This is a genomic window from Curtobacterium sp. PsM8 (genome assembly GCF_030433875.1).
Lineage (GTDB): Bacteria > Actinomycetota > Actinomycetes > Actinomycetales > Microbacteriaceae > Curtobacterium.
Map to the genome: position 1 here is coordinate 17,138 of NZ_JARUXD010000010.1, position 15,521 is coordinate 32,658.

Genomic DNA, 15,521 nt, shown 5'->3' on the forward strand with positions numbered 1-15,521 from the left:
TGCGCGCTGGCGGGTCGGTTCGTTCGAGACCACACACGAACAACCGTCCGCGCTCGGGTGGGTGCGGTCCGGGCTGCCGCTGCCGCATGATGGTGCTGCGGGCGACCGTGCGCGGTCGACGGTGCGCGGCCGACCGGGCGGAAGGGATCCACGTGGCGAACATCCTGGTGGTCGAGGACGACCCGGAGATGGGTGCCCTCGTGGCACAGGGCCTCGGCGGCGAAGGGCACGTCGTCACGGTGGTGACCGACGGCATCGCCGCGCTGACCGCCGCACGCGCCGAACCGTTCGACGCCGCGGCCATCGACGTGATGCTGCCCGAGATGTCGGGCTTCGAGATCTGCCGGCGGCTCCGCGAGATGGGACAGGACCTGCCGGTGATCCTCGTCACCGCCCGGGACGCCGTCGACGACCGGGTCTTCGGACTCGACGCCGGCGCGGACGACTACCTCACCAAGCCCTTCGCGATCGCCGAGCTCAACGCCCGCATCCGTGCCCACCTGCGTCGCCGTGCCGCCGGGGCCATGGTCCTCGAGGCCGCCGACGTCCGGCTCGACGTCGTCACCGTCCGGGCCAGCGTCCGTGGCCGGGACCTGCCGTTGAGCGTCAAGGAGTTCTCGCTCCTCCGGTACCTCATCCAGGGCTCGCCCGAGGCCCGCAGCCGCCGCGAGGTGCTCGACGAGGTCTGGGGGAGCGCCGACCACTTCGACCCCACGATCGTCGACCAGTACGTCAGCTACGTCCGCAAGAAGCTGCTCGCGGCCGGTGCCGGGGTGCGCATCAGGACCGTCCGCGGTGTCGGGTACGCGCTCGAGCTCGGGACCGCCGGGTGAGACTGCTGCGCCGGCTGTCGGTCCGGGCACGGATCACGCTGGGCAGCCTGCTGGTCGGCGCGGTCATCCTCGCCGGCGCCGCGGTCGCGCTGCACCTGCAGATCGCACACGCCACGCTGGAGACGGACCGGTCGCTCGCCGCCGCCGACGCCGCACCCTTCGTCTCCGACCTGCGCGGGAACCCCGGGGAAGCGCCGGACCGGCCGGCCGCGGGGGTCCTCGTCGGGATCCGCTCGGCGGACGGCGACTGGGTCGTGGACGCCCTGCCCCGCGCGGTCAGTCGCGCCCTGCCGACGACGGTGCCGGGCGACGAGGTCACGCTGCGCCTCCGCACCCCGCGCGGCCCGGTCACCGTCGTCGGCGTCCCGGTCCGGAGCGCCGATCGGACCTCCGTGGTCTGGGCGGCGCGGGACGGCCGCGCCGGGCACGAGACGCTCGAGCGCATCGACCGGTCGCTCGTCGGCGGCACGTTCCTGGCGCTGACCGCGTTCGGCCTCGCCGCGTGGCTGCTGTCGACGATCGCGCTCCGCCCGGTGTCACGGATGCGTCGGGCAGCGGAGGACCTCAGCGTCGGGCGGACCGCGGGGCACCTGCCGGTCGGGCCGTCGGACGACGAGCTGGCGGACCTCGCCCGGACGCTGAACACCTTCATCGACCGGCAACGCGAGAACACCGAGCGCGAGCGGCGCATCGTGTCGGACGCCAGCCACGAACTCCGCACCCCGCTCGCCGCCCTGACCGCGCGCCTCGAGCTCGCCCACCGGTCCGCCGGCGACGCCGTGGCGCTCGAGGGTGCGCTGACGGCGGCCGAGGCGGACGTGGCGCGGTTGACGTCACTCGCGCAGACCCTCCTGGAGCTCAGTCGGCTCGACGAAGCGACCGACACCGGCCGTGCACCCGCCGTGACCACGACGGCCGAGGCGCTCGTGACCGAGGTCATGCAGGGCGTCGACCGGGCGCGGATGACCGCCGGTGCCGGTGCCGGTGGCGGTGCGCGGGACGGCGTGGGTGCCGCGCCGGTCGACGTCGACTTCACGGTCGACCTCCTCGACCCGACCGTCGGGTACGGCATCGACTCCGCCGCGTTCGGGCGCATCGTCGACAACCTGGTGACGAACGCCCTCGCGCACGGCACCGCGGCGACCGCCGTCACGATCGAGCTGGCGCAGACGCCGGACCGGGCGCTGCGCCTGGTGGTCGAGGACGACGGTCCCGGTGTCCCCGAGACGTTCCTGCCGGTCGCCTTCGAGCGCTTCGCCCGTGCGGACACCGCCCGCCGAGCCGGAACCGGCGGGGCGGGTGGCGCCGGCCTCGGCCTCGCGCTGGTGCGCGGGCTGGCCGGGCAGGCCGGCGGGACGGCCACGCTGACGAACCGCCGGACGGGAGGCGCGTCCGCCGCCGTCGTGGTCCCGCCGGCCTGACCAAGTGGTGAGTCCACCCCCGATCACTCGAGATCTCGAGCGATCCCCAGTGCTCGTTCCGGGCAGATCGAGAGGGGCGGTGCCGATGCTGAACGGCACCTGATCACACGCTGGAGAGGAACGAGCCGATGATCGACACCGCTCGCCCCGCACCGAGGACCGCCCCGGTCCCACGGTCATCGCACCCATCGACACCGCACCCGCAGGCCGTCGTCGAGCCGTGGGACGTCGCCGCACGTCGCCGCCGCCGCTCCGGACGCCGCCGCCTGGCGATGGCGGACCTGCTCGTGGTGGCGACCTGGGCCTCCGCCGCGGTGGCCGTCGCCCTGTGGCTCGTGTCACCGGGCTCCCACACCGTCACCGGCGTCAGCGGCGTCCTGACCGACGCCGGGATCGTCGCCGGCCTCGTCGCGACCGACCTGGTCCTCGTGATGCTCGTCCTGGCCGCCCGCGTCCCGCTGCTCGACCGCGTCGTCGGCCAGGACCGAGCAATCGCGGTGCACCGCTCCCTCGGCAAGCCGGTCCTCTTCCTGCTACTCGGACACGGGGCGCTGCTCACCCTCGGGTACGCGGCGGCGGACGGGTCCGGTCCGGTCGCCGAGACGATCGCGCTGTTCTCGAGCCCGGACATGCCGCTGGCGTACCTGGGCCTCGGGCTGTTCGTGCTCGTGGTCGTCAGCTCGCTCGTCGCCGTCCGTCGACGCCTGCCGTACGAGGTGTGGCACGGCATCCACCTGCTCAGCTACGCCGCCGTCCTGGTCGCCCTGCCCCACATGCTCAGTGCCGGCAGCGTCCTGGCCCACGGCTCCTGGCAGCGGGCGTACTGGATCGCGCTGTACGTCCTGTCCCTCGGGCTCATCGCGGTCCACCGCTTCGTCGTCCCGGTCGTCGTGAGCCTGCGGCACCGGATCCGCGTCGTCGGCGTCGAACCCATCGCCCCCGGGGTGGTCTCGATCCACCTCGCCGGACGGGACCTGGACCGGCTCGGCGCCCGCGGCGGGCAGTACGGCGTGTGGCGGTTCTGGACCGGCACCACGTGGTGGCACGCCCACCCGGTGTCGTTCTCGGCGGTCCCCACCGTCGACCGCGCGCGCATCACCGTCCGCGACCTCGGTGCGGGCTCGGCGCGACTCGGTCGGATCCGACCGGGTGCCGCGGTCTCGCTCGAGGGCCCGTACGGACTCTTCACGACGCACGCCCGGACTGCGCCGTACCTGGCGCTCGTCGCGTCCGGCATCGGCATCACGCCGGTCCGTGCCCTGCTCGAGGACACCGACCTGCGGCCCGGCGAGGCCACGGTGCTGTTGCGTGGCACCGACGACCGGCAGCAGTACCTGTGGCGGGAGACCGCGGCGCTCGCCGACGCCTCCGGCAGCGCTGTCTGCGCGATGGTCGGGCCGCGCGCCCGGTCCCGGCCCAGCTGGATGACGGAGGAGGACCTGCGCCGCGGGGTCACCCTCGGCTCGGTGTTCCCGCACCTGCTCGAGTCCGACCTGTACGTCTGCGGCCCGCAGTCCTGGGCCGACCTGGTCGTGCAGGACGCACGACGAGCCGGGGTGCCCGCGCACCGGATCCACCACGAGCGGTTCGGCGCATGAGGGCCCGGGCGGTCCTCGGCGGCGTGCTTTCCTCGGTCGCCGTGCTCGTGATCGGGTGGCAGATCGGCGGGCAGACGGCGACGACGGCGAGCCCGCCGACGTCGACCTCGGACACGAGCGGGTCGGGTACGAGTGGGTCGGGTACGAGTGGGTCGGGCACGAGCGGGACCTCCGGGTCGGCAGCGTCCGGGTCCACGGCGTCCGGCACCTTCCTCGGTGCCGTCGCCCAGACCCGCTACGGACCCGTCCAGGTGCGCATCGTCGTCAGTGACGGCACGATCACCGACGTCACCGCACCACAGCTCACCGACGCGGACGGCCGATCGGTGGCGATCAGCGCCCAAGCTGCCCCGGTCCTCCGCCAGGAGGCCCTGCAGGCGCAGTCCGCCCAGATCCAGGCCGTCAGCGGTGCGACCTTCACCAGCGAGGGCTACACGACGTCCCTGCAGTCCGCGATCGACCAGGCCGGACTGTGACGGTCCCCGCCGTCCCGGTCCGGACCTTCCCGACGATGGGCACCGTCGTGAGCCTGCGCGGCGCGGACGCCGAGACGGCCGCGCGGGTCCGGGCGGTCTTCGCCGGGTACGACCACCGGTACAGCCGGTACGACCCCGCTTCGGTGCTCAGCCGGGTCGCCGCCGGGACCCTCTGCCTCGCCGACACCCCCGAGGAGGTCCGTGACGTCTACGCGCTGGCCCTGACCTGGCGGGACCGGACCGCGGGTGCTTTCACCCCGCACCGCCCGGACGGGACCATCGACCTGTCCGGCGTCGTCAAGGCCCTCGCCGTCCGCGACGCCGGCGTGCTGCTCGACGCCGTCTCCCCGGACTGGATGCTCAGCGCCGGCGGTGACGTCCTGGTCCGCGGCACCCACGACGGTGCGCCCTGGCGGGTCGGCGTCGTCGACCCGGACCGGCGTGACGCCCTGGCCGACGTCGTGCAGCTCGACGCGCCCCGACGTGCGGTCGCGACCTCAGGCACCGCCGAACGGGGGGAACACGTCTGGCGCCGCTCGGTCCCGACCTTCGCGCAGGTCACGGTCGTGGCCGACGACATCGTCACGGCCGACGTCCTCGCCACCGCGGTCCTGGCCGGGGACGAGGCCGACCTCGCCCGCACCACCGCCGACGGCACGGTCGACGTCCTGGCGTTCGGCGTCGACGGCCGCGCCTGGGCGACACCCGGACTCGCCGCCCGGTCATGCAGCAGGATGGGGGCGTGAGCACGCCGGAGCCCCTGTCCGCCGACCAGGCCGTCGCACGCGCGGTGGCGCTCGCCGCGGCCGGGGGTCGGAGCGTGCTCGGCATCGCCGGTGCTCCCGGCGCGGGCAAGTCGACACTCGCCCGCCGGGTCGTCACCGCGGTCACCGAGCAGCTCGGCCCGAGCGTCGCCGTCCAGGTCCCGATGGACGGCTTCCACCTGGCGAACGCCGCACTCGACGCCCTGGGCCGGCACGACCGCAAGGGTGCGATCGACACCTTCGACGCGGCCGGGTACGTGGCGCTGGTCCGACGCCTCACCAGGACCGGCGGAGGCTTGGACGACACCGAGACGGTCTGGGCACCGGACTTCGACCGCCGCGTCGACGAACCCGTCGCCGGCAGCATCGCCGTCCCGCCGGAGACCGTGCTCGTCGTCTCCGAGGGCAACTACCTGCTCGACCAGTCCGCCCCGTGGCGCGAGTTGCCCGGACTGTTCACCGAGACCTGGGCCTGCGTGGTCGACGACGACGTGCGCATCGACCGCCTCGTCGGGCGGCACATGCGCCACGGCCGCGACCACGAGTCCGCCCGGGCCTGGGCCGTGGAGGTGGACGGCGTCAACGCCGCACGCGTCACGGCGGACCTGCACCGGGCCTCCGTCCTGGTCCGGACCTGACGCCCGGCACGAGACGGACCCACACCACCGCACGACCTGACCGCCCGACCCCCGCACCGCACGAACCCCGCACCGCCCGACCGACAGGAGCACGACGTGACCATCGCCATCACCGGGGCCACCGGCAACATCGGCGGCGCCGTCGCCCGGGCGCTCGCCGCGGACGGCACGCCGTTCCGCATGGTCGTCCGCGACGCCGCCCGTGCCCCGGAGCTGCCCGGCGCCGACGTCGCGGTCGCCACCTACGCCGACGCCGAGGCGGCCCGCGCCGCGTTCGCGGGCATCGACGTCCTGTTCCTCGTGTCCGGGGCGGAGGCCCGTGACCGGCTCGACCAGCACCGCACCGTCATCCGGGCCGCGGCCGACGCCGGCGTCCGGCACGTCGTCTACACGTCGTTCCAGGGCGCGGCCGCCGACGCCACCTTCACGCTCGGTCGCGACCACTTCTGGACCGAGCAGGCGATCCGTGACACCTCGATGGCGCACACGTTCCTGCGGGACTCGTTCTACCTGGACTTCGTCGAGGACCTGGTCGGCGAGGACGGCGTGATCCGCGGTCCGGCCGGCGAGGGTGCGATGGCGGCGGTCGCCCGTGCCGATGTCGCACGCGTGGCGACGGCCGTCCTCCGCGAGCCGTCGCGGCACCTCGACCGCACGTACGACCTGACGGGTCCCGCTGCGATCGCCCTCGAGCAGGCCGCGTCGGTCGTCAGCGAGGTCCGTGGGCGCCCGGTGTCGTACCACCGCGAGTCCCTGGAGGAGGCCTACGCCTCCCGGCAGCGCTGGCAGCCCGAGCCGTGGCAGGCCGACGCCTGGGTCAGCACCTACACGGCGATCGCGGACGGGTCGCTCCGCAAGGTGTCCGGTGACGTCGAGCGGGTCACCGGCCGTCCGCCGATGACACTCCGTCAGGTCCTGGAGGCCCGGGGGGACTGACCCGCGCCGGTCCCGTCAGCCGCACTGCCAGAGGGTCCAGCCCGTCTGCCGGTGGTGGGCCGCAGCACCGGACCGGTGGCGGGCCTCCCGGTCGGCCGGACCCGCGTGTCCGCCGGACCGAAGGTGCGACGGGTCGGACAGCTCGGGCCGCACACCGGGCCCGTCCTGCCGGACCAGCCGGCAGGGGTCGTGCGCCACGTACTGGCGGACCGGGTCGTCCGCGGAGGCTCCGGTGCGCTCCACGACCAGCCGGACGCCGGAGCGGACCTCGGCGCCGACCTGCCCGACCGTGAAGACGGGGACGCGTCCGGAGTAGCCGCCGTCGGTGAGCACGGCTCGACCGGTGGTGGCGATCACCTCGGCGGAGACGCGCCACGAGTCGGACAGGAACAGCGGCCGACCGTCCCGCCCGCCACCGAGCGCCAGCGCGGTCCGGACGAGCACGCGGGTGTCCGACGGCACCGGTGTCGTCCCTCCGGTGACCGCCGGGGCCGACACGTGGAAGACCTCGCGGTCCTCGTGGGTGCCGCGTGCCGCCAGGCTGTCGACGGTCCCGACGGACGCGTCCTCGCCGGACCCGTCGCGCTGGGCGTCCAGGGCCTGCAGTGAGAACGCGGCCGGTCCGGCGAGCAGTGCGGCGGCGGTCGCGACGGCGACCAGGCGCCGCGCGCGCCGACGGACGGGCCGGTCCTCCGTGGCGGCACGGCGTGCGGACCACCGGTCCGGTGGGACGACCGCGAGCACCAGTGCGACGGCGGCGGCCGCCAGGCCCGCGAGGACCGCGGGCAGTGCCAGGACCTCGGGCGTCCCGCCCGTCCGGTCCAGCCACCGCCACCAGACCGTCTCGACCAGCAGCAGTGCGGCGAGCGTGTACCGGGGCACCGGCCGGGAGGCACGGAGCAGTCCGACCGCCCCGCGCCACCCCGAGGCGGCCAGCAGGCACAGCTGCACGCCGAGCGCCGCGACGTACGCGGTGTGCGGGAGGTGCATGACCGACAGGACCGCGGCGGCCGTCACGGTCCAGACGAGCACGGTGACCGCCGTCGCCCGGGCGGCCCGACCGTCCGCGCCGGTGCGGGGCCGGAGTGAGGCGAGCGCGAGCACCGCGCCGAGGACCGCCGCGGGCAGCAGCCACCCGATCTGCGTCGCGTACTGCGGGTCGACGAGCTTCGTCAGACCGGTCCCGTGGCCCGCGCCGGGGATGGGGTGGATCCACGGGGAGCCGCCGCCCTCGGCGGGCACCGCACCCGGGACCAGCCCGGGCAGGAACCGTCCCAGTCCGTTGTAGCCGAACACCATCGCGAACGGGTCGTCGTCCGTCGTGCCGTCGATCCACGGCCGCTGGCCCGCGGGCACGAGCGCCAACGCGACCGTCCACGACAGGGACGACACGACCGCAACGACCGCCAGGACCGACGTCCGTACGACCCGTCGGCCGGAGGCGGAGCCGAGCCAGGTGCCGAGCAGCAGGGCGGGGAGGACGAACCACGCCTGCAGCATCTTCGCCTGGAAGCCGACGCCGACGGCCAGGCCCGCGGCGACGAGGGGCCACCACCTCCCGGTCAGCACCGAGCGCTGCCAGCAGCAGAGCGCGACCGCCAGGGCCGCCGTGACCATCGCGTCCTCCATCGGGTGCGCGAACATCGACACGAACACCGGCGTCGTCGCCGCCGCGGCCGCGGCGACCAGGCCGGTGCCCGGACCCGCCCAGCGCAGTCCGACGAGCGAGCACGCCCAGATGGTGACGAGCCCCTCGACCACCTGGGGGAGCGCGAGCGCGGCGGTCGAGTCCCCGAGCAGTCGCAGGCTCAGGGCCTGCGGGACCGCGAAGCCGCTGAGCTTGTCGAGCGTGACGGTCGCACCGGGGTCGAAGGCGCCGGAGGCCAGCGCTGCCCAGGACTCGGACATCGACCGCGCGGCCGCCTGGTAGAAGGTGAAGTCACCGCCGCGGCCGAGGTTCCAGCAGAACAGCACGAGGGCGCCGACCAGGATGCCGACGAGGGTCCAGCGTGCGCTCGGGCGTTGGTCGCGCCACCGGGCGGGTCTCGTCGTGTCGTCCACGTCCGGGAGGCTGTCGGTCCAGTCGATGGACCAGCCGCGGTGGTGCCCCCAGTTCGCTGCTGATCATCGGCGGACACTGAGACGACACCCAGCGGACACCGAGCGACGGACCGGTCTTCCCAGCCCGGTCTCCCCGGTCAGCGGACTTTGCGCGCCGCCACCGACCCGACGACGCCGAGCAGCAGCACCGCGACCAGCACCGTCAGCAGCGGAGCCGTCCAGCCGCCGGTCGCCCCGTGCAGCGCGCCCGCGACGAGGGGCCCAGCCGAACCGAGCAGGTACCCGCCACCCTGCACGAACGCGGACATCCGGCGGGCGTCGTCGTCGTTCGACACCAGCCGGACGATGACGATGAAGATGATCGTGATGCCACCACCCTGGGCCGCACCACCGAGCACCGACCACAGCAGCCAGAGCTGCGGGGCGACCAGGAGCCCGAGCGGCATCGCCAGCCAGAAGAACGCGACCAGGACGATGATGACCCGCGGCCGGAACCGGCTGGCGAGCACCGGGACCCCGAGCGCCCCGACGACCGCGAGGATCTGGAACACCGACGAGCTCGCGCCCGAAGACGCCGTGTCGAAGCCGATCTCGTCGTGCAGCAGCGTCGGGATCCACGCCGTCAGGGCGTAGTACGAGAACGCCTGCCCGCCGAACGCGAGCATGAGCCCCCACGTCACCCAGCGCTTGGCGGGGTGCGGCAGGGTCTCGACCTCGGCCGTAGCGCCGCGCGACGTGACGGTCCGCACCGACCCGGTGTCGAGCACCTGGTCGATCGGCCCGGTGACCGGCAGCGGCTCCGGGTCGTGGTCGGTGCCGCGCCAGGCAGCGCCCGCGCCCACCGTGTAGGTCCAGGCGGCGGCCGCGACGAGGGCCAGGACACCCCACACCGCGATCGCGACGGGCCATCCCCAGGCGGCCGCTATCGGTGCGGTGCCGAGCGAGGTGATCATCGACCCGACGTTGAGCGCCGACGTGTACACACCGGTGACCAGGCCGACCCGCTCCGGCGAGGTGTCGCGGCGGATCACGACGGGGATCACCACGTTGCCGATCGTGATGCCGATGCCGATCACCGCGGTGCCGATGAGCAGCGCGGCCTCGTGCGGGATCGACCGGACGACGGTCCCGACCAACACGATGACGAGCGACAGGGACACCGCACGCTCCGCGGTGAAGCGGGCGATCACCCAGCTGGCGAACGGCGTCGCGAGGGCGAAGCAGAGCACCGGGATGGTGGTGAGCAGACCGGCGACCGTCGCGGTCATGCCGAGGTCGGCGCGGACGTCCCCGATCACCGGCGCCGGGGCCACGATCGGCCCGCGGAAGTTCAGGGCGACCAGGACGATCGCGGCCGGCAGCAGCCAGGCGGCTCCGCGCAGGCCGGACCGGACCCTGCCGGTGGTCATGCGGTCGGCAGCAGGATCGGCAGCAGGTCGAGCGGGGTCGCCGCCTGCGCGATGGTGTCCGCGGCCTCGGCGGGGGAGCCGTAGCCCCACTCCGCGAAGACCGTCGGGACGCCGTGTGCCGCGGCGCCCTCGACGTCGTGCAGCCGGTCGCCGACGAGCACCGGGCGGGACACGTCGAACCCGCGGGCACGCAGGCGACGCAGGGCCTCCTCGACGACGTCGGCCTTGGCGGAGCGGACCTCGTCGTCGCTCGCTCCGGTGATGACGTCGATGTCCCCGGTCAGGCCGTAGTGCTCGAGGATGTACGTCGCCGGCGTCTCGGGCTTGCTCGTCGCGGTCGAGATCGGCACGCCGGCCTCGTGCAGGGTGCGCAGGACGACGTCGATGCCCGGGTACATCAGGCTGTCCAGGGCCCCGTGCGACAGGTAGTGCTCGCGGTACACGGACAGGGTGCGTTCGGTGAGCTCGTCGTCCATGCCCATCGCGATCCGGAAGGTGTCGAGGATCGGCGGCCCGACGAACGACAGCAGGGTCTCGCGGTCCGGCACCGGGACGCCGACCTGCTGGAACGTGTACGTCAGGCTCTCGAGGATGCCCGGCGCCGAGTCGCTGATGGTGCCGTCGAGGTCGAACAGGACGGCGGTGAAGGGGCGCTCCGGGCTGCTTGTCATGACCTGTCCAGCCTAACCGCGGCGGACCGTCAGGCCGCGACGGACGGCCGGTCCGCGACGCGGGGTCGGGCCGCAGCCGGATGCCGGGCCGGGCGTGCGGGGCGGGGCCGGGACGGGCCTCCCGTCAGAACAGGCGGGCGTGCCCGCCCTCGATGCCGCGCATCTCGTCGTAGTCCAGCACCAGGCAGCGGATCCCGCGGTCCTCGGCCAGGGTGCGTGCCTGCGGGGCGAACGACTGCGCCGCCAGCACGCCCTGCACCGGTCGCAGGTGCGGGTCGCGGTTCATCAGCTCGAGGTAGCGGGTGAGCTGCTCGACCGCGTCGATGTTGGCGTTGCGCTTCATCTCGACGGCGACGCTCGCACCGGCGTCGTCCCGCGCCAGGATGTCGACCGGTCCGATGGCGGTCATGTACTCGCGGCGGACCAGCGTGTGCCCGTCGCCCAGGAGTTCGATCTGCTCGGCCAGGAGCTGCTGCAGGTGCGCCTCGACCCCGTCCTTCACCAGACCCGGGTCGACGCCCAGGTCGTGGGACTCGTCGGCGAACACCTCGTGGATGCTGACGATCAGGCGGTCCTGCGTCTTCTTCTGCGTCACCGTCCACACCTGGGTGATGCCGGCGGCGGCCTGGTCCTCGTCGGGCTCGGCGATCGCGATGGAGCACGGCGGGCTCATCCAGTTCAGCGGCTTGTAGCTGCCGCCGTCGGAGTGGACGAGCAGCGAGCCGTCCGCCTTCAGCATGAGCAGGCGGTTCGCGAGGGGCAGGTGTGCCGACAGGCGACCGGCGTAGTCGACGGAGCAGCGGGCGATGACGAGACGCACCCGGGAAGCCTAACCGGGATCGCGTGCTGCCCGGCGGGTCGCGGGTGCGTGTGGCGGTCGGTTCACGGGGCGGGGCCCGTGTCAGCGGCGGTCGGCGTCTGCCGTCTCGGTCTTCGGGTCCGTGTCGGCCGTCTCGCTCTTCGGGTCCGTGTCGGACGGGAGGCGCGCCCCGCCCCCGCCGTGCGCGTCGCCGGCCGGCGTGGTCGGCGTGGCACCCGCACCCACCCCGGTCCGCTCGCGCGCTGCGCCGGACGCCAGGCCCGCCGCGATGATGAACACGAACACGATGAGCAGCCCGTGCAGCAGCCCGACGTGGTCCCCGGCGAACCCGATGATCGGCGGCCCGGCGAGGAACGCCACGTAGCCGATCGTCGCGACCGCGCTGACGCGGGCGGCAGCGGTGCGGGGGTCGTCGGCCGCGGCGGACATGCCCATCGGGAAGCCGAGGGACGCGCCGAGCCCCCAGAGCACGACGCCGACGATCGCGAGCGGGACACTCGGCACGAAGATGAGCATGCCGAGGCCGACCACGGCGACGGCCGCGCTGACGCGGAGCACCGGCACGCGGCCGAACCGGTCGATGAGCGGGCTGCCGGCGATCCGTCCAGCGGTCATCGCGGCGAGGAACACCGTCAACACCGCAGAGCCGCCGTCGTTCTCCAGGCCGTGCCCGTCGATCATGGCGAGGGGCAGCCAGTCGTTCGCGGAGCCCTCGGCCAGCGCCATGCCGAGCACGATGACGCCGATGAGGAGCGTCGACGGCTGCCGCCAGACCGCCCAGCGCGAGACCGGCAGGGCGACGGGGCTGGTGTCGGTGGCCTCGGGCTCGACGTGTCGGTCGTCGCCGAACCACCGGATGGCGACGATCATCGCCAGGCTCGTGAGGATCCCGACGACGATGAAGTGCAGGGCGACCGGGATCTCCAGGCGTTCGGCGAGGGCGCCGAGGCCCGCGCCGGCGAGTGTGCCGACGCTGAACGCGGCGTGGAACAGCGGCATGATCGTCCGGCCACCGAGTCGTTCGGCGGTCGCACCGGCCACGTTCATCGACACGTCACACAGGCCGTTGCCGAAGCCGAACGCGATCAGGCAGATCCAGATCGCGGCGAAGCCCCAGCCCAGGGTGACGGCGACGCCCGCGGCGACCAGGCCGAGCGCGAGCGCGGCGGAAGCGACGAGGACCCCGCGCCGGGCACCCAGACGGGCGACGATGTGGCCGGCGAAGGTCAGCCCGCCGATCGACCCGACGGACATGCCGAGGACCAGCAGCCCCATCGTCGAGGGCGAGGCGTGGAGCGAGTCCCGGACGCTCGGGATCCGACCGAGCCAGGTGGCGATGTCGAGCCCGGAGAGCGTGAACACGACGAACACCGCGTTGCGCCAGGCGCGCGTCGTCGGTGCGGTGCGGGTGACGGCCGTCGTCATGGGTCTGTCCGATCGAATCGATTCGAGCTGGTCTGCCCGTTACGCTAACCAGCGATGGACGACACGGCAAGCGAACCCGGCGAGTCGGACGACCGCGCCCCGGTGCCCGGTGCGAGCAGCCCGGACGGCGCGGCCAACCCGGACGGCGCGGCCAGCCTGACCGGCGCGGCCAGCCCGGCCAGCCCGGCCCGTGTTCCCCGCCCGCCGCGGTCGGACGCGACGGGCGGTACCCGGGTGGGGCGTGCCTCCCGGCCGACGCTCGCCGCCGTCGCCCGCGCTGCCGGAGTCGCCCCGTCCACCGCGTCCCTGGCGTTCAGCGGCAGCGGCCCGGTGTCCGAGGACACCCGCCAGCGCATCCTCGCCGTCGCCGCGGAACTCGGCTACGACGGTCCGGACCCCCGGGCCCGATCGCTGCGCCGCGGACGGTCCGGCGTGATCGGCGTCGTCCTCGACGACCGGCTGAGCGACGCCTTCCGCGACCCGGTGAACGTGCTGACGCTCGACGGCATCGCCGAGGTCGCCGGGGCCGCCGGGGTCTCGCTCCTCCTGGTCCGCAGCCCCCTCGACGACGAACGCGGCATGGCCCCGCTCGTCGACGCACCCATGGACGCCGTCATCCTGATCGGTTGCAACGTGCGGATCGACCCCGCGGTCGCCGTCCTCCGCCGTCGCGCGATCCCCGTCGTCGCGATCGAGGCCGACGTCATCGAGGGCGCCGTCCCGATCCACCTCGACAACCGCGACGCCTCCCGCCGGGCCGCCGCGTACCTCCGCGAGCTCGGCCACCGGGACGTGACCGTCGTCGCCCTGCCGCTCGACAGCTCGCGCGACCGCGGATCCGTCGACGCGGAGCGCGAACGGTCCTCCACTGCCTTCACCACGATGGAGCGCCTCCGTGGCGTCCGCGAGGTCTACCCCTGGGCACCGGCCGTCGTCACCACCGGCAGCTCCGTCGAAGAGGGTCGGATCGCCGGCGCCGCGCTCTTCGCCCCCGGACTCGAGGCCCCCACCGCCGTCGTCGCGCAGAGCGACCTGCTCGCCGTCGGGGTGATCTCCGCCGCACTCGAGGCCGGACTCCGCGTCCCCGAGGACGTCAGCGTCGTCGGTTTCGACGGCATCCACGTCGACGACAGCCTGCTGCACCGCTCGCCGATCCGGCAGCTGACGACGCTCGTGCAGCCGTTCGTGCCGAAGGGGGAGGCGGCCGCCCGGGCCGCGCTCGCGATGCTCGAGGGCGAGGCGCCGGAGCCGGCGTCCTTCCGCTCCGAGCTGCGCATCGGCGACACGACGGCGCCCCCGCGGGGGTAGGCGCGCTGCGCGCCGCGCTCTGCGCGCCCTTCGCGCCCACGGTTCCGTCCGGCTGCGCCCAACCGAAGCCACCCCGAACCGCGGCATCCCGCGGTTCGGGCGGGCGACGGTTGTGCGGGTCCGCCTCGAACCGCGTCCCGCCGCCCTGGCCGCGAGCGCTGCCGACCGCGAGGCGCGGCACCAGCCGCTCACGCGCGGGCCGCGGCGTCGGCCGCGAGGCGCGACACCAGCCGTCCACGCGCCTCCGCCCCGAACCGCGGGATGCCGCGGTTCGGGCGGGCGAGGGTTGTGCGGGTCCACCTCGAACCGCGGGGCCGGGCGCTGCGGGGCGCGCCGTCGGGCGGGAGGCGCGGCCCAAGCCGGCCACGCGCCTCCCGTGCAACCGTGGGCCCGGGCTGAGTCGGACGGGACGGGCGGGCCTGGTCGGCCACGCGCCTCCGCCCAACGGAAGCCACCTCGAACCGCGGCATCCCGCGGTTCGGGTTGGCGCGGGTTGTGCGGGTCCGCCTCGAACCGCGCGGCCGGGCGCGGCCGGGTGCGGCCGGACGGGAGGCGCGGATCGGGCTGGCCACGCGCCTCCCGTCCGGTGGCGGTCGGCCTCGGGAGCGGCTTCGGTACCCTCGCAGCCACACGACGGAGGGGACCGAGATGGACGTGCAGGCGGCGCTGGGACGGGCGCGACAGGTGATCGCGGTCGTCATGACCCCGAAGCTCCTGGCGGGGATCGGGAACGATCGTGCCCACGAGCTCGGGGACGAACGGACCCGGGAGGCCGTGGCCCGGTTCGACTGGATCGACGCGGACGGAGCCGTGGACGCCCGACTGCTCGGCCAGGCGAAGGACGCGGTCGAGCTGCTCCGGTCCGACCGGGCGGTGTTGCACGTCGACCGGATCACCGCGCTGCCGCTGGACGCCGGTGCGCGTCAGCAGGTGTCGACCGCAGTCGTCCGGCTCGTGTTCGACCGACTCGGGCCGTCACGCCGTGTCCCGGAGAGCACGCTCAACGCGGCGCTGGCGATGCTCGTCGCCGACGTGGCGCTGGTGCGGCGTGACGCAGTCGACGCGGGTGTCCTCACGCGGTCGGCGGACGGCTCGGCGTACGCGCTCCGGGCGGAGTGACCGAGTGACCGAGTGACGGGCCCGACCATGCCGCGGTGGGTG

Annotated in this window: 14 protein-coding genes; 9 read left to right on the top strand and 5 right to left on the bottom strand. The window is 74.5% G+C overall.

Annotated elements, in window-relative coordinates; translation table 11 throughout:
- Nucleotides 1–152: 152 nt before the first annotated feature.
- From QCD68_RS03715 to QCD68_RS03745, 7 genes are all read left to right on the top strand, one after another.
- Nucleotides 153–833 (top strand): response regulator transcription factor, encoded by a 681-nt coding sequence (locus QCD68_RS03715; protein WP_301222064.1) that lies wholly within the window; start codon nt 153–155, stop codon nt 831–833.
- A complete protein-coding gene (locus QCD68_RS03720; RefSeq protein ID WP_301222065.1) occupies nt 830–2,254 on the top strand; it encodes a sensor histidine kinase in 1,425 nt (474 codons plus the stop codon). The genes QCD68_RS03715 and QCD68_RS03720 overlap by 4 nt, the downstream gene beginning before the upstream one ends.
- Nucleotides 2,255–2,382: 128 nt before the next feature.
- Nucleotides 2,383–3,852 carry a ferredoxin reductase family protein gene (locus tag QCD68_RS03725; protein ID WP_301222066.1) on the top strand — a complete coding sequence of 490 codons (1,470 nt, stop codon included), beginning with the start codon at nt 2,383–2,385 and terminating at the stop codon, nt 3,850–3,852.
- On the top strand, nt 3,849–4,328 hold the full coding sequence (locus QCD68_RS03730) for an FMN-binding protein (protein WP_301222067.1): 480 nt from the start codon (nt 3,849–3,851) through the stop codon (nt 4,326–4,328). Before QCD68_RS03725 ends, QCD68_RS03730 begins: the two co-directional genes overlap by 4 nt.
- 35 nt (nt 4,329–4,363) lie before the next feature.
- A complete protein-coding gene (locus tag QCD68_RS03735; protein ID WP_301222068.1) occupies nt 4,364–5,074 on the top strand; it encodes an FAD:protein FMN transferase in 711 nt (236 codons plus the stop codon).
- Nucleotides 5,071–5,730: a nucleoside/nucleotide kinase family protein gene (locus QCD68_RS03740; RefSeq protein WP_301222069.1), complete on the top strand. Its 660-nt coding sequence runs from the start codon at nt 5,071–5,073 to the stop codon at nt 5,728–5,730. Before QCD68_RS03735 ends, QCD68_RS03740 begins: the two co-directional genes overlap by 4 nt.
- 96 nt (nt 5,731–5,826) lie before the next feature.
- A complete protein-coding gene (locus QCD68_RS03745) occupies nt 5,827–6,666 on the top strand; it encodes an SDR family oxidoreductase (RefSeq protein ID WP_301222070.1) in 840 nt (279 codons plus the stop codon).
- A 15-nt stretch (nt 6,667–6,681) separates the two neighbouring features.
- Here the strand turns inward: QCD68_RS03745 and QCD68_RS03750 are convergent, their stop codons facing one another.
- The 5 genes from QCD68_RS03750 to QCD68_RS03770 all read right to left on the bottom strand — a co-directional run bounded on the left by QCD68_RS03750 (nt 6,682) and on the right by QCD68_RS03770 (nt 13,052).
- Nucleotides 6,682–8,727 (bottom strand): ArnT family glycosyltransferase, encoded by a 2,046-nt coding sequence (locus tag QCD68_RS03750; protein ID WP_301222071.1) that lies wholly within the window; start codon nt 8,725–8,727, stop codon nt 6,682–6,684.
- A 137-nt stretch (nt 8,728–8,864) separates the two neighbouring features.
- Nucleotides 8,865–10,136, bottom strand: coding sequence for an MFS transporter (locus QCD68_RS03755; protein WP_301222072.1), 1,272 nt, complete (start codon nt 10,134–10,136; stop codon nt 8,865–8,867).
- Complete coding sequence (locus tag QCD68_RS03760) at nt 10,133–10,807, bottom strand: HAD hydrolase-like protein (RefSeq protein ID WP_301222073.1); 675 nt, start codon at nt 10,805–10,807, stop codon at nt 10,133–10,135. Before QCD68_RS03760 ends, QCD68_RS03755 begins: the two co-directional genes overlap by 4 nt.
- Nucleotides 10,808–10,931: 124 nt before the next feature.
- A complete protein-coding gene (nucS, locus tag QCD68_RS03765) occupies nt 10,932–11,627 on the bottom strand; it encodes an endonuclease NucS (RefSeq protein ID WP_111075370.1) in 696 nt (231 codons plus the stop codon).
- An 81-nt stretch (nt 11,628–11,708) separates the two neighbouring features.
- Entirely contained in the window at nt 11,709–13,052 is a 1,344-nt protein-coding gene (locus QCD68_RS03770) for an MFS transporter (protein WP_301222074.1), read from the bottom strand.
- Between the two features lie 54 nt (nt 13,053–13,106).
- On the opposite strand from QCD68_RS03770, the gene QCD68_RS03775 reads away from it, so the two are divergent.
- Both QCD68_RS03775 and QCD68_RS03780 read left to right on the top strand, forming a co-directional pair.
- Nucleotides 13,107–14,360, top strand: a complete 1,254-nt coding sequence (locus QCD68_RS03775; protein WP_301222075.1) for a LacI family DNA-binding transcriptional regulator — start codon at nt 13,107–13,109, stop codon at nt 14,358–14,360.
- A gap of 648 nt (nt 14,361–15,008) precedes the next feature.
- Nucleotides 15,009–15,479 (top strand): DUF2087 domain-containing protein, encoded by a 471-nt coding sequence (locus tag QCD68_RS03780; RefSeq protein WP_290158652.1) that lies wholly within the window; start codon nt 15,009–15,011, stop codon nt 15,477–15,479.
- Nucleotides 15,480–15,521 lie beyond the last annotated feature (42 nt).

Excerpts from the sequence above, each read along its gene's own strand:
- QCD68_RS03725 (WP_301222066.1), top strand. The coding sequence starts at position 2,383 with ATGATCGACACCGCTCGCCCCGCACCGAGGACCGCCCCGGTCCCACGG.
- QCD68_RS03730 (WP_301222067.1), top strand. The coding sequence starts at position 3,849 with ATGAGGGCCCGGGCGGTCCTCGGCGGCGTGCTTTCCTCGGTCGCCGTG.
- QCD68_RS03735 (WP_301222068.1), top strand. The coding sequence starts at position 4,364 with ATGGGCACCGTCGTGAGCCTGCGCGGCGCGGACGCCGAGACGGCCGCG.
- QCD68_RS03755 (WP_301222072.1), bottom strand. The coding sequence starts at position 10,136 with ATGACCACCGGCAGGGTCCGGTCCGGCCTGCGCGGAGCCGCCTGGCTG.
- QCD68_RS03760 (WP_301222073.1), bottom strand. The coding sequence starts at position 10,807 with ATGACAAGCAGCCCGGAGCGCCCCTTCACCGCCGTCCTGTTCGACCTC.
- QCD68_RS03770 (WP_301222074.1), bottom strand. The coding sequence starts at position 13,052 with ATGACGACGGCCGTCACCCGCACCGCACCGACGACGCGCGCCTGGCGC.
- QCD68_RS03775 (WP_301222075.1), top strand. The coding sequence starts at position 13,107 with ATGGACGACACGGCAAGCGAACCCGGCGAGTCGGACGACCGCGCCCCG.
- QCD68_RS03780 (WP_290158652.1), top strand. The coding sequence starts at position 15,009 with ATGGACGTGCAGGCGGCGCTGGGACGGGCGCGACAGGTGATCGCGGTC.